The sequence below is a fragment of the Salinibacterium sp. NG22 genome (assembly GCF_015864925.1).
GTDB lineage: Bacteria > Actinomycetota > Actinomycetes > Actinomycetales > Microbacteriaceae > Rhodoglobus.
In genome coordinates this window covers 95,439-113,775 of record NZ_JADYWG010000003.1, presented here as the reverse complement: position 1 = coordinate 113,775, position 18,337 = coordinate 95,439, and the positions used below count along the sequence as shown (strand labels likewise).

The window sequence follows — 18,337 nt, the reverse complement described above, 5'->3', positions numbered from 1 at the left end:
AGCCAGTAGCGTTCCATCGCCGCGTGCGCTCAGTGTCGGGCGCGGGGGAGTGCGGGATTGCAGAGTAGGGGTATCATGGAAGCAGTAAGAACGTGTATTGGCTGTCGCGCGAGCGCCAGCAGATCCTCGTTACTGAGGGTTATCGCATCTCACGGTGCGGTTGTGGCCGACCATTCGGCCACACTTCCGGGTCGCGGTGCGTGGCTTCATCCCACAACCACGTGTTTTGAGTCTGCAATCAAACGCAGAGCTTTTGCACGTGCGTTGAAGGTGGAACCACCGCTAGATACCGGAGCACTTCTTTCAGTGTTAGCTGAATATGAGGCGGGACATCAACCGATGTCCCCTAACGAACAGGCTGATTGACCTATGGACAACTAATGAGCGGCTCGAAATGAGTTCCGTCCGTAATTAGTGGTCTGCCCCTGTCTGGGAGCAGACCCAGACAGGAGAAAAGTGGCTGCAAAACCACGCGTACACGAAGTCGCCGCCGAAGCTGGCGTCGATAGCAAGGCTGCTCTAGCGAAGCTCAAAGAAATGGGCGAATTCGTTAAGGGCCCGTCATCGAGCATTGAGCCCCCCGTCGCACGACGGTTGAAGGCTGCACTCGAAGCTGACGCAGCGAAAGCACCGGCAGAGCCGGAGAAGCCCAAGGCTGCTCCCAAGGCCGCGCCGAAGGCTGCCGCTAAAGCGACACCGAAGCCCAAAACTCCGATGCCAAGCGCGCCGACCCCAGCACCTGTTGCTGAGGAAGCACCCGCAGCAGCACCGGAGCCCGAGCACGCTGCTGAACCAGAAGAAGGCGCGGCTCCCGCTCCTCTGACGGTTGCCGAGCGTCAAGCTCAGGCACTGGCTGCTGAAAAGGCACTGGCCGCAGAAAAGGCTTCTGCCGAGTCTGGTGCAAAGCCCGAGGGCGGCGCAGCAGATGCTCCCAACCCTTCCTCTGTTCCTCGTCCGGGTACTCCCCGTCCGGGAAACAACCCTTTCGCCTCCAATCAAGGCATGGGGCGTCCCGCACCTGCCGGTGGCGCAAGCTCGATTCCTCGTCCCGGCGCTCCGCGTCCGGGCTTGCCTCGTCCTGGCGCTCCGCGTCCGGGTGCACCTCGTCCCGGTTCGCCGCGCCCAGGTTCACCTCGTCCCGGTGCACCTCGTCCGGGTGGACCCGGTCAGGGTCAGCGCCCCGGTGGCTTCGGTCAGCGTCCAGGCGGTCCTGCTGGAGCAGGAGCCGGCGCACGCCCAGGTGGAGCTGGTGGCGGATTCCGTCCCGGTGGAGCACCAGGAAACAACTTTGGGCCTAACCGTCCACCAGCCGGCGGTCGCGGTCGCGGTCCCGGCGGAGGCACCGCAGGTGCTTTCGGTCGCGGTGGCGGCAAGAGCAAGGCACGCAAGTCCAAGCGGGCGAAGCGGGCAGAGTTCGAACTGAGAGAAGCACCGTCGCTTGGTGGCGTTAGCGTCCCCCGCGGAAACGGCAAGGAAGTTATTCGCCTTCGCCGTGGTGCATCGATCACCGACTTTGCCGACAAGATCGACACGAGCCCCGGAAACCTCGTCACCGTACTGTTCCACTTGGGACAGATGGCGACAGCGACCGAGTCTCTCGACGAGGCAACGTTCGACATCCTCGGTGAAGAACTTGGCTTCAAGATCGAAATGGTCTCGCCAGAAGAAGAAGACCGCGAGTTGTTGCTCGGCTTCGACATGGACCTCTCTCAAGAACTCGAAGACGAATCAGACGACGAACTCGTCATCCGTCCTCCCGTTGTTACCGTCATGGGTCACGTCGACCACGGTAAGACCAAGCTGCTTGACGCCATCCGTAACGCCAACGTTGTTGCTGGCGAAGCCGGCGGCATCACGCAGCACATTGGTGCTTACCAGGTCGTCAAGGAGCACGACGGTATCGAACGTCCGATCACCTTCATTGACACCCCGGGTCACGAAGCGTTCACCGCTATGCGTGCTCGTGGTGCTCAGGTCACCGACGTTGCCATCCTCGTGGTTGCAGCAGACGACGGAATCATGCCCCAGACGGTTGAAGCACTCAACCACGCTCAGGCAGCAAACGTTCCGATCGTTGTCGCGATCAACAAGATCGATAAAGAGGGTGCAAACCCGGCCAAGGTGCGCCAGCAGCTCACCGAATTCGGCCTCGTTGCAGAAGAGTACGGCGGAGACACCATGTTCATGGATGTCTCGGCGCTCAACAAGGTCGGTATCACCGAGCTTCTTGACGCAGTGCTCCTGACAGCGGATGCCGGACTCGACCTGCGTGCGAACCCCAACAAGGACGCTCGTGGTGTCGCGATTGAAGCCAAGCTCGACAAGGGTCGCGGTGCTGTTGCTACCGTGCTCATCCAGTCGGGAACGCTTGAAATCGGAGACCCCATCGTTGCGGGTACCGCTTACGGTCGCGTTCGTGCCATGTTCGACGAGAATGGTGGATCGGTTACTCACGCGGAGCCTTCGCGCCCCGTTGCCGTACTCGGTCTGACTTCAGTACCCAAGGCCGGCGACGTGTTCTTGGTTACCGACGACGACCGCATGGCCCGCCAGATCGCTGAAAAGCGCGAAGCAGCAGAGCGCAACGCAATGCTCGCTCGTAGCCGCAAGCGCATCAGCCTCGAGGACTTCACGAAGGCCCTCGAAGACGGCAAGGTCGAATCGCTCAACCTCATCATCAAGGGTGACGTATCGGGTGCTGTTGAAGCCCTCGAAGAGTCGCTGCTCAAGATTGATGTTGATGACTCGGTTCAGCTGCGCATCATCCACCGCGGTGTCGGTGCTGTTACCGAAAGCGACATCAACCTCGCCACGGTCGACAACGCCATCATCATTGGATTCAACGTTCGCCCCGACCCGAAGGCACGCGAGCGCGCCGTTCGCGAAGGTGTCGACGTGCGCTTCTACTCGGTCATCTACGCCGCACTTGAAGACGTTGAGAACTCGCTCAAGGGAATGCTCAAGCCTGAATTTGAAGAAGTTCAGTCGGGTGTTGCTGAGATCCGCGAGATCTTCCGTTCCTCCAAGGTCGGAAACATCGCTGGTGTCATCGTGCGTTCGGGAACGATCACGCGAAACGCCAAGGCACGAGTTATCCGCGAAGGTGTCGTCGTTGGCGACAACCTCGCGATCGACTCGCTGCGTCGCTTCAAGGACGACGTCACTGAAGTTCGTACCGACTACGAAGCCGGTATCGGACTTGGTAAGTTCAACGACATCCAAATCGGTGACGAGATCGAGACAATTGAAATGAAGGAAAAGCCGCGAGTCTAATCTCGCTGGCTTATGACGGCACCCCGGTCAGGAAGCGGAGCTACGCAGGCTCCGCAAGCTTCCTGACCTGGGTGCCGTCAACGCCTCGGTTATTCTCGAGGCAGCAAAAGTTATAGAAGGAGTAGAGATGGTTGACGCAGCTCGTGCCGCGAAAATGGCCGACCGTATCAAAGTGATCGTTGCCAAAACGCTTGAGCGCGGCATCCGAGACCCGCGCCTCGGCTTTGTCACCATCACTGACGTCCGGGTAACCGGCGACCTCCAGCATGCCTCGGTCTTCTACACGGTGTACGGCACCGACGAAGAACGCAGCGACAGCGCAGCGGCTCTCAAATCGGCCACCGGCCTCGTGCGCCGTGAAGTGGGCAAGAACATTACAGCCCGCCTAACGCCGTCTATCGAGTTCATTGCCGACGGAATCCCCGAGAACGCTGCTCTCATCGAGTCACTCCTGACGGAAGCGCAGCAGCGCGACGCCTCAGTCGAAGTACTCAAGAAAACCGCACGCTACGCGGGGGACGAAGATCCTTACGTGAAGCCGCGCGATCTTGCCGCCGAAGAAGAAGCCGCAGGCTTTGACGACGACGAGGATGACACCACTCACGCCTAGCGACTGCCGCGCGCCGGCAGAGCGGCTGATTCACGCCCGTTAGGGCAGCACGTAGCCCGAGTCCTCAGCGACGGCGAGTCCGTCTTTCAGGAGACCTGCTAGTGCGCGCTCACGCTGTTCGGCATCCGCCCACACCTGCGTGATTTCGTCTGCGGTGACCGGCACATCGCTGGCCCGAAGCTCGGCAAGGATCAGACCGCGCACTTGCCGGTCTGAGCCCTCAAACTTTTTCTGCACGACCTGCCGTTTGCCCTCATAGGCCGGGTAACCGGCAGCACGCCACGCGCACAGTTCGCGCACCGGGCATTGCTCGCATAGCGGTTTCTTGGCCGTGCACACGATCGCGCCCAGTTCCATGACGGCGGCATTTGTGAGTGGAGAGGCAGCCCGGTCATCCGGGAGCAGCTGCTCCATGGCTGCGAGGTCTCGTTTGCTCGAGGGCGGGCCGGCTTCGCCCTCGCCGTTGACGGCCCGGGCGATCACCCGCCGCACATTGGTGTCAACGACCGGATGATGGTGGCCGTAGGCGAACACGGCGACAGCGCGAGCCGTGTAGTCGCCGATCCCGGGCAGCGCCAGCAGGGTCGGCACATCCTCGGGAACCACGTTGTTGTGCTGCTCCGCGATGGCGGTTGCGGCGGCGTGCAGGTTGAGGGCACGGCGCGGGTACCCGAGGCGTTCCCACGCCCGAACAGCGTCGCCAGGGGCGGAAGCGGCGAGGGCGGCGGGCGATGGCCAGCGTTCGAGCCACTGTTCGAGCCGCGGGATCACGCGAACGACCGGGGTTTGCTGGAGCATGATCTCGCTCACGAGGATTCCCCACGCGCCGAAGCCGTCGTGTCGCCAGGGCAGATCGCGGCCATATTCGACGAACCAGTCACCGATGAGCCTGGCGAGTTCAGCGCGGTCGGCCGTCGTGGTTTCTGCGGTCACGGAGGTTTGTCGGTTTCGTCGGGGTCGTGGGGTGCGTTGTGTGGGGCTGTGGAGCGCTGGCTAACGCGTGGAGGGAGGCGTGGTGTCGAGCGCAGCGAATCGCGCGGCAACATCCTCCGTGGTCAGAAAATTGCCGGTCTCTTCGACGCCGTGAACAAGTTCGACCATCAGCGCGTTGAGGGGAGCGGCACGGTTCAGTTCGTCAGCGGCACGCACCACGGCACCGTTGAGGGCATCCACTTCACTGGGTTGACCGCGACGAATGCTCTGCAGCGTCGAGCCAGGATTGGGGGTGCGCCCCATTCGCCGGCTCATGAGCAGGGGGATGATCTGACCGAGCCACAGCGGTGACCGTGCCAGATTACGAAGGCGTCGGTGGGAGAGTCCCTGAAGCGTCTCGAAGCGGATGCCGGCGGCAAGGGCAGTGCGTGCTGTTTCGCGCATGCTCGCGGTCATTATCTGTCGCAGCAAGGGCTCTTCGATGACGTCTTGCACGCTACGGCCAGTAACCGCAGGCAGCGCATTGACCTGGTTGATGACGAGCTTTGTCCACTGCGCACCGCGAAAGTTGGACACAGCGAAGGTCGGCATGACCGCGTTGAGCGCGTTTGCGGCATAACGTGCTGGCACATCGTTGTCTCCGGCAACGCCCAAATAGCTGGGGCCGGCGGCGGTGACATGGATGGCGCCGGGGGAGAGGAACGAGGAGGCGAAGGTGGCGAGCCCGCCGATGATGTCTGACCGCGGCGAGGCGTAGGTGGCAACGTCGAGCGAGTCGAGGCCGTTTTGAAAGATGACAACGGGGAGGTCACGCAAAAAGCGAATGTTCTCGCGAATCGCTTCTTCGGCGTCGTGCGCTTTTGTGGCGACGATCACGAGCTCGTTGATGCGGCTGAGCGTGCCAGAGGCACGCACGCGAGAGACGCTGTCTCCCCACGCGCCGGTGAGGGTGAGGCCCGATTCGCGGATGGCGTGGAGGTGAGCTCCTCGTGCCGTCACTTCGACATCATTGCCAGCGCGCGCGAGCAACGCTGCTATTGCACCGCCGACGGCACCCGCCCCAATAACGCCGATTCGCATAGGGGAAGTCTAGGCGTACTGCGTGAACATTTTTCGTGACCGACGCAATGGAGCGCCGCACATCGACCGCGTCAGAATTGGCTAAAGTTGTGGGGCTGCCCATCCGGGGCACCCGTGCGGAAAGGAATGTCATGGCTAAGCCGCCGCGCAATCCGACGAGCGGGATTCTGTTCGTGGATAAGCCTCAAGGCATCACGAGCCATGGCGTGATCTCACGCGCCCGCAAATCAGTGGGCACCCGCAAGATCGGCCACGCCGGAACGCTTGACCCGATGGCCACCGGGCTCCTTGTGCTCGGCGTCAACAATGCGACTCGCCTGCTCACGTATCTCGTCGGGCTCGACAAGCAGTACACCGCCACGATTCGTTTGGGGGCATCGTCAAACACTGACGACGCTGAGGGCGAACTCTCTGAGACCGCGGATGCCGCGGCTCTCGCTGCCGTCTCCGACGATGCCATCGCGCACGCCGTCGCCAATCTCACTGGGGCTATCTCGCAGCGCCCCAGTTCAGTGAGCGCCATCAAGGTAGATGGTCGCCGCGCTTACACGTTGGCTCGCGCGGGCGAAGAGGTCGTGCTCGCTGAGCGAGCGGTCACGGTTTCTGCTTTCGAGGTGCTCGAGATTGTGCGCGGAGAGTTCATCGATGTGAAGGTTCGAGTGGATTGCTCCTCCGGCACCTACATCCGCGCTCTTGCTCGCGATATGGGGGAGGCGCTGGGAGTTGGCGGTCACCTAACGGTGCTGCGTCGCACTCGGGTTGGGCCGTTCTCCGTCGAGGAGGCGAGTGCTGTCGATGAGGACCTTGAAACGAAGCTCGTGGCGCCGGCCGTCGTGGCCCGAGTGCTCTTTGACACTGTTGAGCTCGATGATGAGCAGGCTGCTGATTTGGCGCAGGGCAAGCAAATTGCTTTGGAGCCCCAGGGCGAGGGGGCACTTGCGGCGCTCAACTCAGAGGGCCGCTTGGTCGGCCTCCTCGAAATTGTTGATGGTCGCGCCCGAATCCTCTCGAATTTTCGACCGGATGCCGAGCCAGCAGCGCCTGAGCTTCTGGTGCCGGGCGACGGCGAGTCCGCCTCTGAGGAAGGAACCCCGAACAATGGTTGAGTGGTTTGTGTGGGTTCAGATCGTTGTGGCGGTCACAGCAGGCCTTGGCGCCGTGATTGTCGGCTTCGCGCGAGTGAAGCCCAATGATTACACCCTGGGGGCAACGTTGCTGGTTGAACTGTTGCTCATCGTCCAACTGGTCATGGCGATCATTGCGCCGTTGCTCGGGAACGTGGCGACGGGTAGTTCTCTAGAGTTCTGGATCTACTTGGTCTCGGCCATCCTGATCCCTCCCGCAGCGGTCATGTGGGGGCTTATCGAGCGCAACCGCTGGAGCACGGTGATCTTGGGGGTGGCGTGTTTGTCGATCGCCATCATGGTTTACCGCATGAGCCAAATCTGGTTTGTGCAATTGGCCTAGCCGAGAGCGCCTAAAGTTGAATGTGATGACTAGGAAAGCTTCTTCGACTGCCTCGGGCATCGGCCGAGTGCTGATCGCTGTTTATGCGGTGATGGCGCTGGGCGCTACCGCTCGGTCACTGTTTCAAATCGCTACCAAGTTCGATGAGGCGCCCGTGGCGTATCTCTTGTCTGGTCTTGCGGGGCTTGTCTACATCGTTGCCACTGTCGCGCTCATTCGCTCGGGTCGTGTCTGGTTCCGCGTCGCTGTGATCGCGATCGTGTTTGAACTTGTCGGAGTGATTACCGTCGGAATCCTCAGTCTCGTGGATGCCGTGTTGTTCCCGGCAGATACTGTCTGGTCTGCTTTCGGCGCCGGCTACCTCTTCGTGCCTCTCGCTCTTCCGGTGCTTGGCCTTATCTGGCTGTATCGGGTGCGTCGTGCTGAGGGGAGACGCTGACATGGATGTTTTCGATTCAATTGACGCTGTTCCCGCGACCTTTGGTCCGGTTGCCGTCACCATCGGCAAGTTTGATGGCGTGCACAGCGGGCACCGTGCGGTGTTGGCGCGGTTGCGCGCGGTTGCCGCCGAACGCGGTTTGCGCTCTGTTGTGGTGACGTTTGACCGCAATCCGATGAGCCTGTTGAACCCGGCAGCGTGCCCGCAACCCTTGCTGAGCAAGGAGCAGAAGCTGGAACGACTGGCCACGACCGACGTCGACGCCGCTCTTGTCTTGACCTTTGACCGTGCCCTCAGCGAAGTCTCGGCTGACGACTTTGTCGCGACGGTGCTCGCGGGGGCGCTCGATACCAAGGTTGTTCTCGTCGGGGCCGATTTCCGTTTCGGCGCTCGCGGCGCTGGCGATGTCGCCCTGCTTCGCACTCTGGGCAATAACCATGGTTTTGACGTCGTCGTCATCGATGACATTGCTCTTGAGGAAGGGCGTCGCGTCTCGTCAACCTTTGTGCGCGAACTTCTCTCCGAGGGTCGCGTGGCCGAAGCGGGGCAATTGCTCACGGCCCCACACTCGGTGCGCGGCGTGGTGGTGCTCGGCCAGCAACGCGGACGAGAGCTCGGGTACCCGACCGCCAATTTGGACCGAAACTCTGAGGGTTTCATTCCCGCTGATGGCGTGTATGCGGCCTGGCTTGTGGTTGACGGGGTTCGCTTTGCGTCCGCGGTTTCTATCGGCAATAACCCGACTTTTGATGGGGTGCCCGAGAAGCAGGTTGAAGCGCACGCGCTCGACCAAGATTTCGATATCTATGGCAAGCGTGTCGAAATCGAGTTTGTGGAATACGTTCGCGGCATGGTCAAGTACACGACAGTTGATGCTCTTATCGAGCAAATGTGCCTTGATGAGATTGCGGTGAGAGAAATCTTGGGCGTCTCGGCAAAAAAGACGCCCAAGAAATAGTTCTTGAGGGTTAGCCCTTGATGAGCTTGTTGAGGGGAACCTTGACGCCGTTCTTGAGGTTCTCCACGATGTCATCGGGCACATCGCCGATGATCGGCAGGTTGAGGTCTTTGGCCCAGTTCGCGACAGTCTCGAGGATCGTGTCGGTGTCGAGACCTTTAAGGGTCGGCTGGATGCCTTCCCAGATGGGCTCTAGAGCGTCAGTGTCAAGACCCTTGCCTTTGACGAGATCGCCGACGACGTCGCCGATGTCACCGAGATCGAATCCGCTGTTACCCATATTTATCTCCCTGAGATGCCAGCCGACACGAGTTGTCGGCGATACCCACCATCGTAGAGGTAGGGCTTTTCACGACGTAGACTCGTGCGAATGACTACCCCCACGCGCACCCTCTGGAGGGGGCGCATTCTTGCGCTTGCTGGCATCCTGTTCGTCGCTTTGAATGTGCGAACCGCGGTTGCCGCTATTTCGCCGATTATCGGCGTGATCGAAAACGATATTCCGATCTCGAGTCTGGGCCTGGGAGTGCTCGGGATGTTGCCGCCGATCGCTTTTGCCATCGCCGGAGTCGCGGCACCAGCGCTCGCTCGCGCCCGCGGTCTTGACGCGGGACTGCTCATTGCGGCGGCGGCCATGGTTGCCGGTTCGAGCTTGCGTGCCGTCAGTGACAACTACATCGTGCTTGCAATCGGCAGTTTCGTGGCGCTTGCGGGAATGGGAATCGGCAACGTGCTGCTGCCTCCCGCTGTCAAAAAGTATTTCCCCGACCGTTTAGCGACGGTAACGGGCGGCTATGTCGTGCTCATCTCGCTCGGCGCCGCGATTCCGGCGTTCTTCGCAGCGCCGATCGCCGACGCCTCTGGCTGGCGTGTGTCCGTTGCGGTGTGGGCTGCTCTCGCGCTTACCGCGTTTGTCCCGTGGCTCGTACTGACGCTGCGGGGGCGCCACGCCAAGCGTCGGGCTGTGAACGACGAGAGTGTACTGCCGCTGACACCGCATATTTCGGTGTGGGCCGTCGCGAAGTCGCGAACGGCGTGGGCCATCACGATCGCCTTCGGAGTCTCATCGATCGCGTTCTACTCGTTCTTTGCGTGGTTGCCAGAGATTCTTATCGAGTCCGCTCAGTTCACCCCGGTCGAAGCAGGGGCAATGCTGTCTCTCTTTGGGCTCATCGGAATTCCGCTCGGCATCCTGAGCCCTATTCTTGCCAGCCGCGTACAGAACATCGGTGTTGTCATTGCCGGGGGAGTGTTTGCCGGCGTGATTGGCTTCACCGGTCTTGCGTTCGCCCCCACGGTCTCCACCTGGCTGTGGGTCGTGCTCGTTGGAATCAGTTCGATCCTGTTCCCGTTGTGCCTCGTGCTCATCAACCTGCGTACGAGAAGCCATGAGGGTTCGGCAGCCCTCAGCGGCTTCGTGCAGAGCGTTGCCTACTCAGTGGCGGCGCTTGGCCCGTTTGCTGTCGCTCTCGTACGTGAGCTCAGCGGCGGCTGGATCTGGCCGCTGATGTTCTTGCTCGTCACAAGTCTGCTCGCGCTTATCAGCGCTGTCATGCTCGCCCGCCCCAGTTTCGTCGAAGACGAGATCGACTTTCCGGCAGCGGCTCTCGACGAGTAACCGGCGCGCGGCTAGTTGACTAGTCGCCGAGAGCTGACGTGCTCAGCCGTTCGGGGTGATGCACGAGAGAGGCGGCGCCGATAAGGGGTCCATCGCTGGAGAGCCCGGACGCGACGACGCGCACCTTCGTAATGAACGGGAAGGGCGCTCGATCGGTGATCGCGTCCGCAACAAGATCGATGTAGTCGGCGGCAACGTGCGAGAAGCCGCCACCGATTGCGACGAGCTCAAGATCAACGAGTGCGGTGGCCGAGGCGATGCCGTGGCCAACGGCACGCGCCGAGCGGCGTACTGCGGCGATCGCAATGTCGTTTCCTGCGGCGTAGTCGGCAGACAGCTCTTCGCCGGTGGTGCCAGTCCAGCCCTGCGATTGTGCCCATTCAACGGTTTTGGGGCCAGCGGCGACTGCTTCGACGCAGCCTGTTCCGCCACAGCCGCAGATGACAGTTTCTCCGCCAACTTCGACGTGACCGAAATGGCCGCCGTTACCCGTGGGACCGTCGATGAGCTGGTTGTCGAGGATGAGCCCGCCGCCGACGCCGGTGGAGACGACCATGCCCATGAAGTACTTCACTCCCTGAGCGGCACCGATCCAGTGTTCTGCCAGTGCGATGCAGTTGCCATCGCCGCGCAGCGACACCGTGAGTCCTGGCAATTCTTCTTCGACAAGGGCGCGAACGCCGAAGTCACGCCACGCGGGCAAGTTCAAGGGGGAGACCTCACCGCGGGACACCGAGATGGGGCCAGCGCTGCCGATGCCAGCACCGAGCAGCTCCGCGCCATCCGGAAGCTCAGCGATCGACTGTCGCACGACCGTGCGCACGCTGTCAGCGAGCTGAGCGCTGGAGGAGGCGCGGCCCGTTGGCGCGCGAAAGCGGCTCGGGGTGAGAACGACGCCGTGGGGGTCGACGAGAGCGGCTTCGACTTTGGTTCCGCCAATATCAATGGCAAGGGCATAGCGATTCGATGTGGTGGTGGTCACGGCATCCACCTTATTGGGTTCGAGGGGTGGTCATGGTGCACCTGTGGACGTTCGTGTGGTGTTCAGCTTGGGGGTGTTTGCTGCTCGTGTGCGCACTCGCGTCGGCCACTTGCTGCTCATCTGAGCAAGTGGCCCCGCATATGTTGCAGCTCGGTGTCCGTGACTCTATCGTTGAAGCAGGAGGCAGCAGTGGATGAATCAACCGAACTCTTGGCCGTGCGCGTCGCCGAGCTCTATTACGAAGAGAACAAGACGCAAGACGAAGTCGGCGCCCTCCTCGGAATAACCCGCTGGAAAGTGGGCCGCCTACTCACTCGCGCTCGCGAAGCCGGAATTGTTCGTATTGAGATCGTGCACCCCCGAGCCCGCCGGCTGGATATCGAACGTCAGTTGCGAGACCGCTTTGGCCTCAAAGATGCGGTTGTTGTTCCGCTTCCCGCCGAAGACGAAGAAGTGAGCCCTCGCGTGGCTCAGGCTGCGGCTGACTACCTCGCTGCTGTGCGCCCCATTCCTCGTACCCTCGGCGTGAGCTGGGGCCGAACCCTTGACGAGGTCGCTCGTTTGCTCGCTGACGGCTGGACCATCGGTGTGCAAGTAGTGCAGATCAACGGCGGAGTGAGCCTCAACAGCAAGCAGGGAACCGCCGCTCAGACCGCAGTGACCATTGCGCAAAAGGGACACGGCCAAGCAACGCTGCTGCCGATCCCCGCGATTCTTGAGCAGGTCGAAACGAAGCGTGCGATTGAACGTGACCGCACGGTGGCGAGTGTGCGCGCGCTGGGTGCTTCGGCATCCGCGTACTTATATAGCGCTGGTGTTGCGGGAGCGAGTTCCGTGCACGTCGATAGCGGCTACCTCACTGAGAGCGATGTCGACGAACTCGTGGCTAAGGGAGCGGTCGGCGACGTTGTTGGTCGCTACATCGATAGCGCAGGCAAGATCGTCGATTCGGCACTCGATGAACGAACCGTCGGTATCGGCCTTGATGAGCTTCGTGCTGCTGAGCACGCAATTTTTGTCGTCGCTGGCGACGCTAAACATGACGTCGCGCGCGCCGTCGTTACGAGTGGGCTGTGTTCCGTCATCGTCACCGATGAGGCCACCGCTCACGCCCTTCTGGAGGAAACAACATGACAATCGAATCGGCCATCGCGCTCGCTCCTGCTGAGCGCGCGGTCAATCTCATCGGAGCAGACCTGACCGAGAAATCTCTCAAGCTTCACCTTGAGGGACTCCCGGGCGTCGACGCGGTCGGTCTTGAGCAGCGTGCCGCAGCGCTCGGCACCCGCTCGATCAAGACCACGTCAAAGGCCTGGGCCCTCGACACCATCATCAAGCTCATCGACCTCACCACGCTTGAGGGCGCAGACACCCCTGGCAAGGTTCGCTCACTCGCGGCCAAGGCTGTGCTGCCGGATGCTTCGGATGCCTCGACCCCTCAGGTCGCTGCTGTCTGCGTGTATGGCGACATGGTTCCTTACGCGGCCGAAGCCCTCGGGTCATCCTGGTCAAACGGCTCAGACAACGGAATCAACGTTGCCGCCGTTGCCACCGCGTTCCCGAGCGGACGCTCGTCGTTGCCGATCAAGATCATGGACACCAAAGAAGCCGTCGCTAACGGTGCAGACGAAATCGACATGGTCATCGACCGTGGCGCCTTCCTCTCCGGCAAGTACGGTGTCGTCTTCGATCAGATCGTTGCTGTCAAAGAAGCCTGCCGCCGCGAGAACGGCACCTACGCTCACCTCAAGGTGATTTTGGAGACCGGCGAGCTCAACACCTACGACAACGTTCGCCGCGCATCCTGGCTGGCAATTCTGGCCGGGGGAGACTTCATCAAGACGTCAACCGGAAAGGTCGCGCCAGCAGCGACTTTGCCCGTCACCCTCCTCATGCTTGAGGTTGTGCGCGACTGGCACTTGCTCACCGGGGAGAAGATCGGGGTGAAGCCGGCTGGCGGCATCCGCAGCTCGAAGGATGCCATCAAGTACCTCGTCACGGTTGCTGAAACGGTGGGCGAGGAATGGCTTCAGCCGCACCTGTTCCGTTTCGGAGCATCCAGTCTTCTCAATGACGTTCTCATGCAGCGTCAGAAGCTCACCACCGGCCACTACTCCGGCCCCGACTACGTCACGATTGACTAAGGCACACCATGACAGAGAACGACAAAGCACTGAGCGCGAAGGTCCCGAGTTTTCTCGACTACGCTCCCGCCCCCGAATCGACTTCGGTTCTGCACTTGAAGAAGCACTACGGTCTCTTCATTGATGGTGAATTTGTGGATGGCCGCGGCGACGCGTTCAGCACGATCTCACCGGCAACCGAAAAGGAGATCGCCTCGATCTCCAACGCCAACAGCGCCGATGTGGATGTCGCAGTCGCTGCAGCCCGCAAGGCCTACGACCGCACGTGGTCGAAGCTGTCGGGCGCAGACCGCGGCAAGTACCTCTTCCGCATTGCGCGCCTCGTGCAGGAGCGGGCCCGTGAGCTTGCTGTTGCCGAGAGCCTCGACAACGGAAAGCCGATCAAGGAGAGCCGCGACGTTGATGTGCCTCTCGTTGCTGCCTGGTTCTTCTACTACGCCGGTTGGGCCGACAAGCTCGACTACGCCGGTCTCGGCCCCAACCCGCAGTCGCTCGGTGTTGCCGCTCAGGTAATCCCGTGGAACTTTCCGCTGCTCATGCTCGCGTGGAAGATCGCTCCGGCGCTCGCGGCAGGAAACACTGTCGTGATTAAGCCGGCAGAGACTACCCCGTTGAGCGCGATGATCTTCGCCGAGATCTTGCAGCAGGCTGACCTGCCCAAGGGTGTCGTCAACATCGTCACCGGCGCTGGCGACACGGGCCACGCGCTCGTCAATCACCCCGACGTCAACAAGGTTGCCTTCACCGGCTCAACCGGTGTTGGCCGTGCGATCGCGAAATCGGTCGCGGGCACGGGCAAGAAGGTCACGCTCGAGCTCGGTGGCAAGGCAGCGAACATCGTCTTCGACGACGCCCCCATGGACCAAGCCATCGAGGGAATCGTCAACGGCATCTTCTTCAACCAGGGTCACGTCTGCTGTGCAGGTTCGCGACTGCTGGTTCAAGAGAACGTGCACGACGAAGTCGTCGATCGTCTCAAGGCGCGACTGTCCACGCTGCGCATGGGTGACCCGCTCGACAAGAACACCGACATCGGTGCGATCAACTCGAAGGCTCAGCTCGACCGCATCCGTGAACTCAGCGATATCGGTGAAGCGGAAGGTTCAGAACGATGGACCGCCGACTGCCCGATTCCCGAAAACGGTTTCTGGTTCGCGCCCACCATCTTCACGAACGTGTCGACCTCGAGTCGCATCGCTCGCGAAGAAGTCTTCGGGCCGGTGCTGAGTGTTCTCACGTTCCGCACCCCAGCAGAAGCTATCGCTAAGGCCAACAACACGCCCTACGGCCTGTCTGCGGGCATCTGGAGCGAGAAGGGCTCACGAGTCCTTGCTGTGGCTGACAAGCTGCGTGCTGGCGTTATCTGGGCTAACACGTTCAACCGTTTCGATCCTGCGTCGCCATTCGGTGGCTACAAGGAGAGTGGCTACGGCCGCGAGGGTGGCCGTCACGGACTGGCCTCCTACCTAGAATCCGCTGGATGGGCCGCGCCCGCCGTCACGAAAGGTGGCAAGAAATGACCCGTCTCACGGTTCCTAAGACCTACAAGCTCTACATCGGTGGCAAGTTTCCGCGCAGCGAAAGCGGTCGCACCTACGAAGTCGCCACTAAAAAGGGTGCCTTCCTCGCGAACGCAGCTTTGGCAAGCCGCAAGGACGCTCGGGATGCCGTAGTCGCCGCCCGCGCAGCCTTCAGCGGTTGGTCGGGGGCCACGGGCTACAACCGCGGCCAGGTGCTGTACCGCATTGCAGAACTGTTGGAGGGTCGTCGCGAGCAGTTCATCGACGAACTCATGGCAACGGAGTCGCTCTCGAAGTCGGCAGCGACCGCACAGCTCGATACGGCAATTGATGCGTGGGTTTGGTATGCGGGCTGGGCAGACAAGTACGTGCAGGTTGCCGGTAACGGAAACCCCGTTTCGGGCCCGTACTTCAACCTCTCCACTCCTGAGCCGAGTGGCGTTATCGCCATTGTGGCTCCGCAGGATTCGTCGTCGTTGTTGGGTCTCGTGAGCGTCATTGCTCCGGCTCTCGTCAGCGGAAACACGGTTGTCGTGGTTGCTCACCAGAACGCCCCGCTCAGCGCGATCAGCCTCTCTGAGGTTCTCGCGACGAGCGACGTTCCCGGTGGCGTCGTCAACATCCTCACGGGGTCACCGGCCGAGATCGCGCCGTGGCTTGCGAGCCACGCGGATGTCAATGGTCTCGACCTCGCCGGAGCAGAACAGCTCGAGTGGGTTGACCTTCAAATCGCGGCTGCCGACACGCTCAAGCGCGTCCTGGGGCCGGTCGTGGGAGTTCCCGCACCGTCCGTCGAGCGCATCGTTCAGTGGACCGAAACGAAGACGGTCTGGCACACGAAGTCTCTGATTTAGCCGAGAAGTGTGGCGTGGGGGTTGCCCGGCGCGCGTATCTACGGATACTTGCTGAGTAATGATTTTTTCACGCCACACTCCGTCTCGTATCGCCAGCGCATTTTTTGCGCTTCTCTTGGCGATGTTCCTTGTTCCCCTCGGTGCCGCAAGTTCTGCCTCGGCCGCCGAGGCAGACACTATTCACGGACTTGTGAACCAAGCTCGCTGGGATGACGGTCAGCTCGGCCTCATCCGCAATGCGGAGATGGACGCGGTTGCGTTGGCGTGGGCCAAGAAGATGGCGGCGAGCAACAACATGTCGCACAACCCCAACTATTCGGATCAGATCCCGACTGGTTGGCGTTCCGCCGGCGAGAACGTGGCGCAGGGGTATCGCACCGCGCAGGCCATGCATGACGGCTGGATGTCGTCGCAGGGCCACCGCGAGAACATCTTGGGCGCGTTCACTGACATCGGTATCGCGTTCTATACGAGCGGTGGCACAACGTGGGGAGTGCAGGTTTTCGCGACCTATCCCGGCCACACTGGACCGGATGCCGCCTCCGCAGCTCCCGCACCGGCTCCCGAGCCTTCTGAGGAGTCGAGCGAAACGGCGACGTCTTCCGCGTCACCCACACCCACGCCGACAGCAACCGACGCCGGGGATTCTGGGGCGGGGTCGAACTCGTCGTCGGGGTCGTCAGCTGACGGCACGATCGGCGAAATTGATGCCGACGCAGCCCCCACGTTGACTCAAGCCGAATTGCAGGCCAGCGTCTATGGCACTCAACCGGACTACACGTGGATTTCGTGGACCATCTTCTTCACCCTGCTTGCGGTCGGCGGAGGCTTCTGGTTTGTGGTGTGGCGTCGTCTGAAGTCACGACGGCCCGTAGCGCGTCGCGCCCGCCAATAGAAGAACCTACGGCGAGTATCTAGGCGTTTGTGCGCTGCTTCCCAGTCGCGCTGCCTAGGGTTGCCGCATGCGCGTTCTTGTAACTGGAGCAACAGGATATTTGGGTGGCCGACTCGTACCTCGGCTGATCGAAGCAGGCCACACGGTGCGCGTTCTGGTGCGCAACCCCCGCAAGCTTCAGGACGTTCCTTGGAGTGACGATGTTGACGTCGTCGTTGGTGATCTCACCGACGCGAGTTCACTCACGGACGCCATGGTCGATATCGATGCGCTCTATTACTTGGTGCACGCCATGGGCGCTGCCGGCGACTTCGAAAAGACCGAGAAGCTCTCCGCAAACAATGTGGCGAAGGCAGCCAAGAAGGCCGGTGTCTCACGCATTGTGTACCTCGGTGGGTTGCACCCCGCGGGGGATATCGCTGAGCTGAGCCGCCATTTGCGCAGTCGTGCCGAGGTCGGCAACATCCTGCTGGAATCTGGTGTGCCCACGATTGCGTTCAATGCGGGAGTCGTCATCGGTTCCGGGTCGGCATCCTTCGAGATGATCCGTCACCTCACCGAGGTGCTGCCCTACATGCCGGCACCCAAGTGGGTGCGCAACTTCATTCAGCCGATCGCGGTGCGCGACGTGCTCTACTACCTCGTTTCGGCCCTCGAATTGCCGGCAGATCTCAATCGCAGTTTCGACATCGGTGGCCCGGATGTGTTGCGTTACGGCCAGATGATGAATGGCTACGCCCTTGAGGCTGGCCTTCACCAGCGCCCCATCGCGTCATTGCCGGTGCTGACCCCGTGGCTGGCTTCGCAGTGGGTCAACTTGGTGACGCCCATCCCGCGGTTGCTCGCCGTGCCGATTATCGAATCGCTGCAGTTCGACTGTGTCGTACGCGACACTTCGGTGTCAGATTTCATCCCGGAGCCCGAGGGCGGCCTTACGGGATACCGCGCTTCGGTGCGCTTAGCTCTCGTGAAGATGGGCGACGGCGAGGTTGAAACGAGCTGGCAGGACGCCACCGTTGTTGGTGCGCCGAGCGATCCGATTCCTAGCGACCCGGAGTGGACGGGGCACACGGTCTTTACCGATCTTCGGGAACGTGAAACTCCGGCTTCGGCGGAGGCCCTGTGGGGCGTCGTCGAGGGAATCGGTGGCGAGAACGGGTGGTATTCCTTCCCGCTGGCCTGGGCTCTGCGCGGCTGGCTCGACAAGCTCGTTGGCGGGGTCGGACTACGACGTGGTCGTCGCCATCCGAGCACGTTAAATACAGGCGATGCCCTCGACTTTTGGCGAGTGGAAAGCATCGACCGCGGGCACAGTTTGCGCTTGCGTGCCGAGATGAAGCTCCCTGGGCGAGCGTGGCTTGAACTGACGGTGGAGGATCGCGGCGCTGACGGTGCCGTGTATCGCCAGCGTGCCGTGTTCTTTCCGAGCGGTTTGGGCGGCCGGCTCTATTGGGCCGCAATTCTGCCGTTCCATGGCGTGATCTTTAGCGGCATGGTGAATCGGATTGTGGCAGCCGCCGAAGCTGACGCGGCCGAATAAAGTGCGCCGTTCGCGCCGGGAATG

General features: G+C 61.6%; 18 protein-coding genes. 14 read left to right on the top strand and 4 right to left on the bottom strand.

What is annotated here, in order from left to right; all coding sequences use genetic code 11:
- Window positions 1–75: 75 nt before the first annotated feature.
- From I6E81_RS13550 to rbfA, 3 genes are all read left to right on the top strand, one after another.
- Complete coding sequence (locus tag I6E81_RS13550; RefSeq protein WP_197108869.1) at window positions 76–366, top strand: YlxR family protein; 291 nt, start codon at window positions 76–78, stop codon at window positions 364–366.
- Between the two features lie 90 nt (window positions 367–456).
- Window positions 457–3,273 carry a translation initiation factor IF-2 gene (infB, locus tag I6E81_RS13545; protein ID WP_197108867.1) on the top strand — a complete coding sequence of 939 codons (2,817 nt, stop codon included), beginning with the start codon at window positions 457–459 and terminating at the stop codon, window positions 3,271–3,273.
- Window positions 3,274–3,400: 127 nt separating this feature from the next.
- Window positions 3,401–3,883 carry a 30S ribosome-binding factor RbfA gene (gene rbfA, locus I6E81_RS13540; RefSeq protein ID WP_197108865.1) on the top strand — a complete coding sequence of 161 codons (483 nt, stop codon included), beginning with the start codon at window positions 3,401–3,403 and terminating at the stop codon, window positions 3,881–3,883.
- 39 nt (window positions 3,884–3,922) lie between these two features.
- Here rbfA and I6E81_RS13535 read toward each other — a convergent pair whose 3' ends face one another.
- Both I6E81_RS13535 and I6E81_RS13530 read right to left on the bottom strand, forming a co-directional pair.
- Window positions 3,923–4,768: an A/G-specific adenine glycosylase gene (locus I6E81_RS13535; RefSeq protein WP_307784174.1), complete on the bottom strand. Its 846-nt coding sequence runs from the start codon at window positions 4,766–4,768 to the stop codon at window positions 3,923–3,925.
- A gap of 108 nt (window positions 4,769–4,876) precedes the next feature.
- Window positions 4,877–5,896, bottom strand: a complete 1,020-nt coding sequence (locus I6E81_RS13530) for a ketopantoate reductase family protein (RefSeq protein WP_197108863.1) — start codon at window positions 5,894–5,896, stop codon at window positions 4,877–4,879.
- Window positions 5,897–6,027: 131 nt separating this feature from the next.
- Between I6E81_RS13530 and truB the strand changes: the two genes are divergently transcribed.
- The 4 genes from truB to I6E81_RS13510 are packed head-to-tail and all read left to right on the top strand — an operon-like array spanning window position 6,028 to window position 8,760.
- The gene (truB, locus tag I6E81_RS13525; RefSeq protein ID WP_197108854.1) at window positions 6,028–7,002 is read left to right on the top strand and encodes a tRNA pseudouridine(55) synthase TruB; all 975 of its coding nucleotides are present in this window, start codon (window positions 6,028–6,030) and stop codon (window positions 7,000–7,002) included.
- A complete protein-coding gene (locus tag I6E81_RS13520) occupies window positions 6,995–7,363 on the top strand; it encodes a hypothetical protein (protein ID WP_197108852.1) in 369 nt (122 codons plus the stop codon). Before truB ends, I6E81_RS13520 begins: the two co-directional genes overlap by 8 nt.
- Window positions 7,364–7,388: 25 nt before the next feature.
- Window positions 7,389–7,802, top strand: a complete 414-nt coding sequence (locus I6E81_RS13515; protein WP_197108850.1) for a hypothetical protein — start codon at window positions 7,389–7,391, stop codon at window positions 7,800–7,802.
- 1 nt (window position 7,803) lies between these two features.
- Window positions 7,804–8,760, top strand: coding sequence for a bifunctional riboflavin kinase/FAD synthetase (locus I6E81_RS13510; RefSeq protein ID WP_197108848.1), 957 nt, complete (start codon window positions 7,804–7,806; stop codon window positions 8,758–8,760).
- Window positions 8,761–8,770: 10 nt separating this feature from the next.
- Here the strand turns inward: I6E81_RS13510 and I6E81_RS13505 are convergent, their stop codons facing one another.
- On the bottom strand, window positions 8,771–9,040 hold the full coding sequence (locus tag I6E81_RS13505; protein WP_197108846.1) for a hypothetical protein: 270 nt from the start codon (window positions 9,038–9,040) through the stop codon (window positions 8,771–8,773).
- 90 nt (window positions 9,041–9,130) lie between these two features.
- On the opposite strand from I6E81_RS13505, the gene I6E81_RS13500 reads away from it, so the two are divergent.
- The gene (locus tag I6E81_RS13500; RefSeq protein WP_197108844.1) at window positions 9,131–10,378 is read left to right on the top strand and encodes a CynX/NimT family MFS transporter; all 1,248 of its coding nucleotides are present in this window, start codon (window positions 9,131–9,133) and stop codon (window positions 10,376–10,378) included.
- A 19-nt stretch (window positions 10,379–10,397) separates the two neighbouring features.
- Here I6E81_RS13500 and I6E81_RS13495 read toward each other — a convergent pair whose 3' ends face one another.
- Window positions 10,398–11,360 carry an ROK family protein gene (locus tag I6E81_RS13495; protein ID WP_197108842.1) on the bottom strand — a complete coding sequence of 321 codons (963 nt, stop codon included), beginning with the start codon at window positions 11,358–11,360 and terminating at the stop codon, window positions 10,398–10,400.
- A gap of 189 nt (window positions 11,361–11,549) precedes the next feature.
- On the opposite strand from I6E81_RS13495, the gene I6E81_RS13490 reads away from it, so the two are divergent.
- From I6E81_RS13490 to I6E81_RS13465, 6 genes are all read left to right on the top strand, one after another.
- Entirely contained in the window at window positions 11,550–12,494 is a 945-nt protein-coding gene (locus I6E81_RS13490; RefSeq protein WP_197108840.1) for a sugar-binding transcriptional regulator, read from the top strand.
- Window positions 12,491–13,504: a deoxyribose-phosphate aldolase gene (deoC, locus tag I6E81_RS13485; protein WP_197108838.1), complete on the top strand. Its 1,014-nt coding sequence runs from the start codon at window positions 12,491–12,493 to the stop codon at window positions 13,502–13,504. Before I6E81_RS13490 ends, deoC begins: the two co-directional genes overlap by 4 nt.
- 8 nt (window positions 13,505–13,512) lie before the next feature.
- Window positions 13,513–15,024, top strand: coding sequence for an aldehyde dehydrogenase family protein (locus I6E81_RS13480; protein WP_197108836.1), 1,512 nt, complete (start codon window positions 13,513–13,515; stop codon window positions 15,022–15,024).
- Complete coding sequence (locus tag I6E81_RS13475; RefSeq protein WP_197108834.1) at window positions 15,021–15,878, top strand: aldehyde dehydrogenase family protein; 858 nt, start codon at window positions 15,021–15,023, stop codon at window positions 15,876–15,878. Before I6E81_RS13480 ends, I6E81_RS13475 begins: the two co-directional genes overlap by 4 nt.
- A gap of 58 nt (window positions 15,879–15,936) precedes the next feature.
- On the top strand, window positions 15,937–16,773 hold the full coding sequence (locus tag I6E81_RS13470; RefSeq protein ID WP_197108832.1) for a CAP domain-containing protein: 837 nt from the start codon (window positions 15,937–15,939) through the stop codon (window positions 16,771–16,773).
- 67 nt (window positions 16,774–16,840) lie between these two features.
- On the top strand, window positions 16,841–18,313 hold the full coding sequence (locus I6E81_RS13465) for an SDR family oxidoreductase (RefSeq protein ID WP_197108830.1): 1,473 nt from the start codon (window positions 16,841–16,843) through the stop codon (window positions 18,311–18,313).
- Window positions 18,314–18,337: the final 24 nt, after the last annotated feature.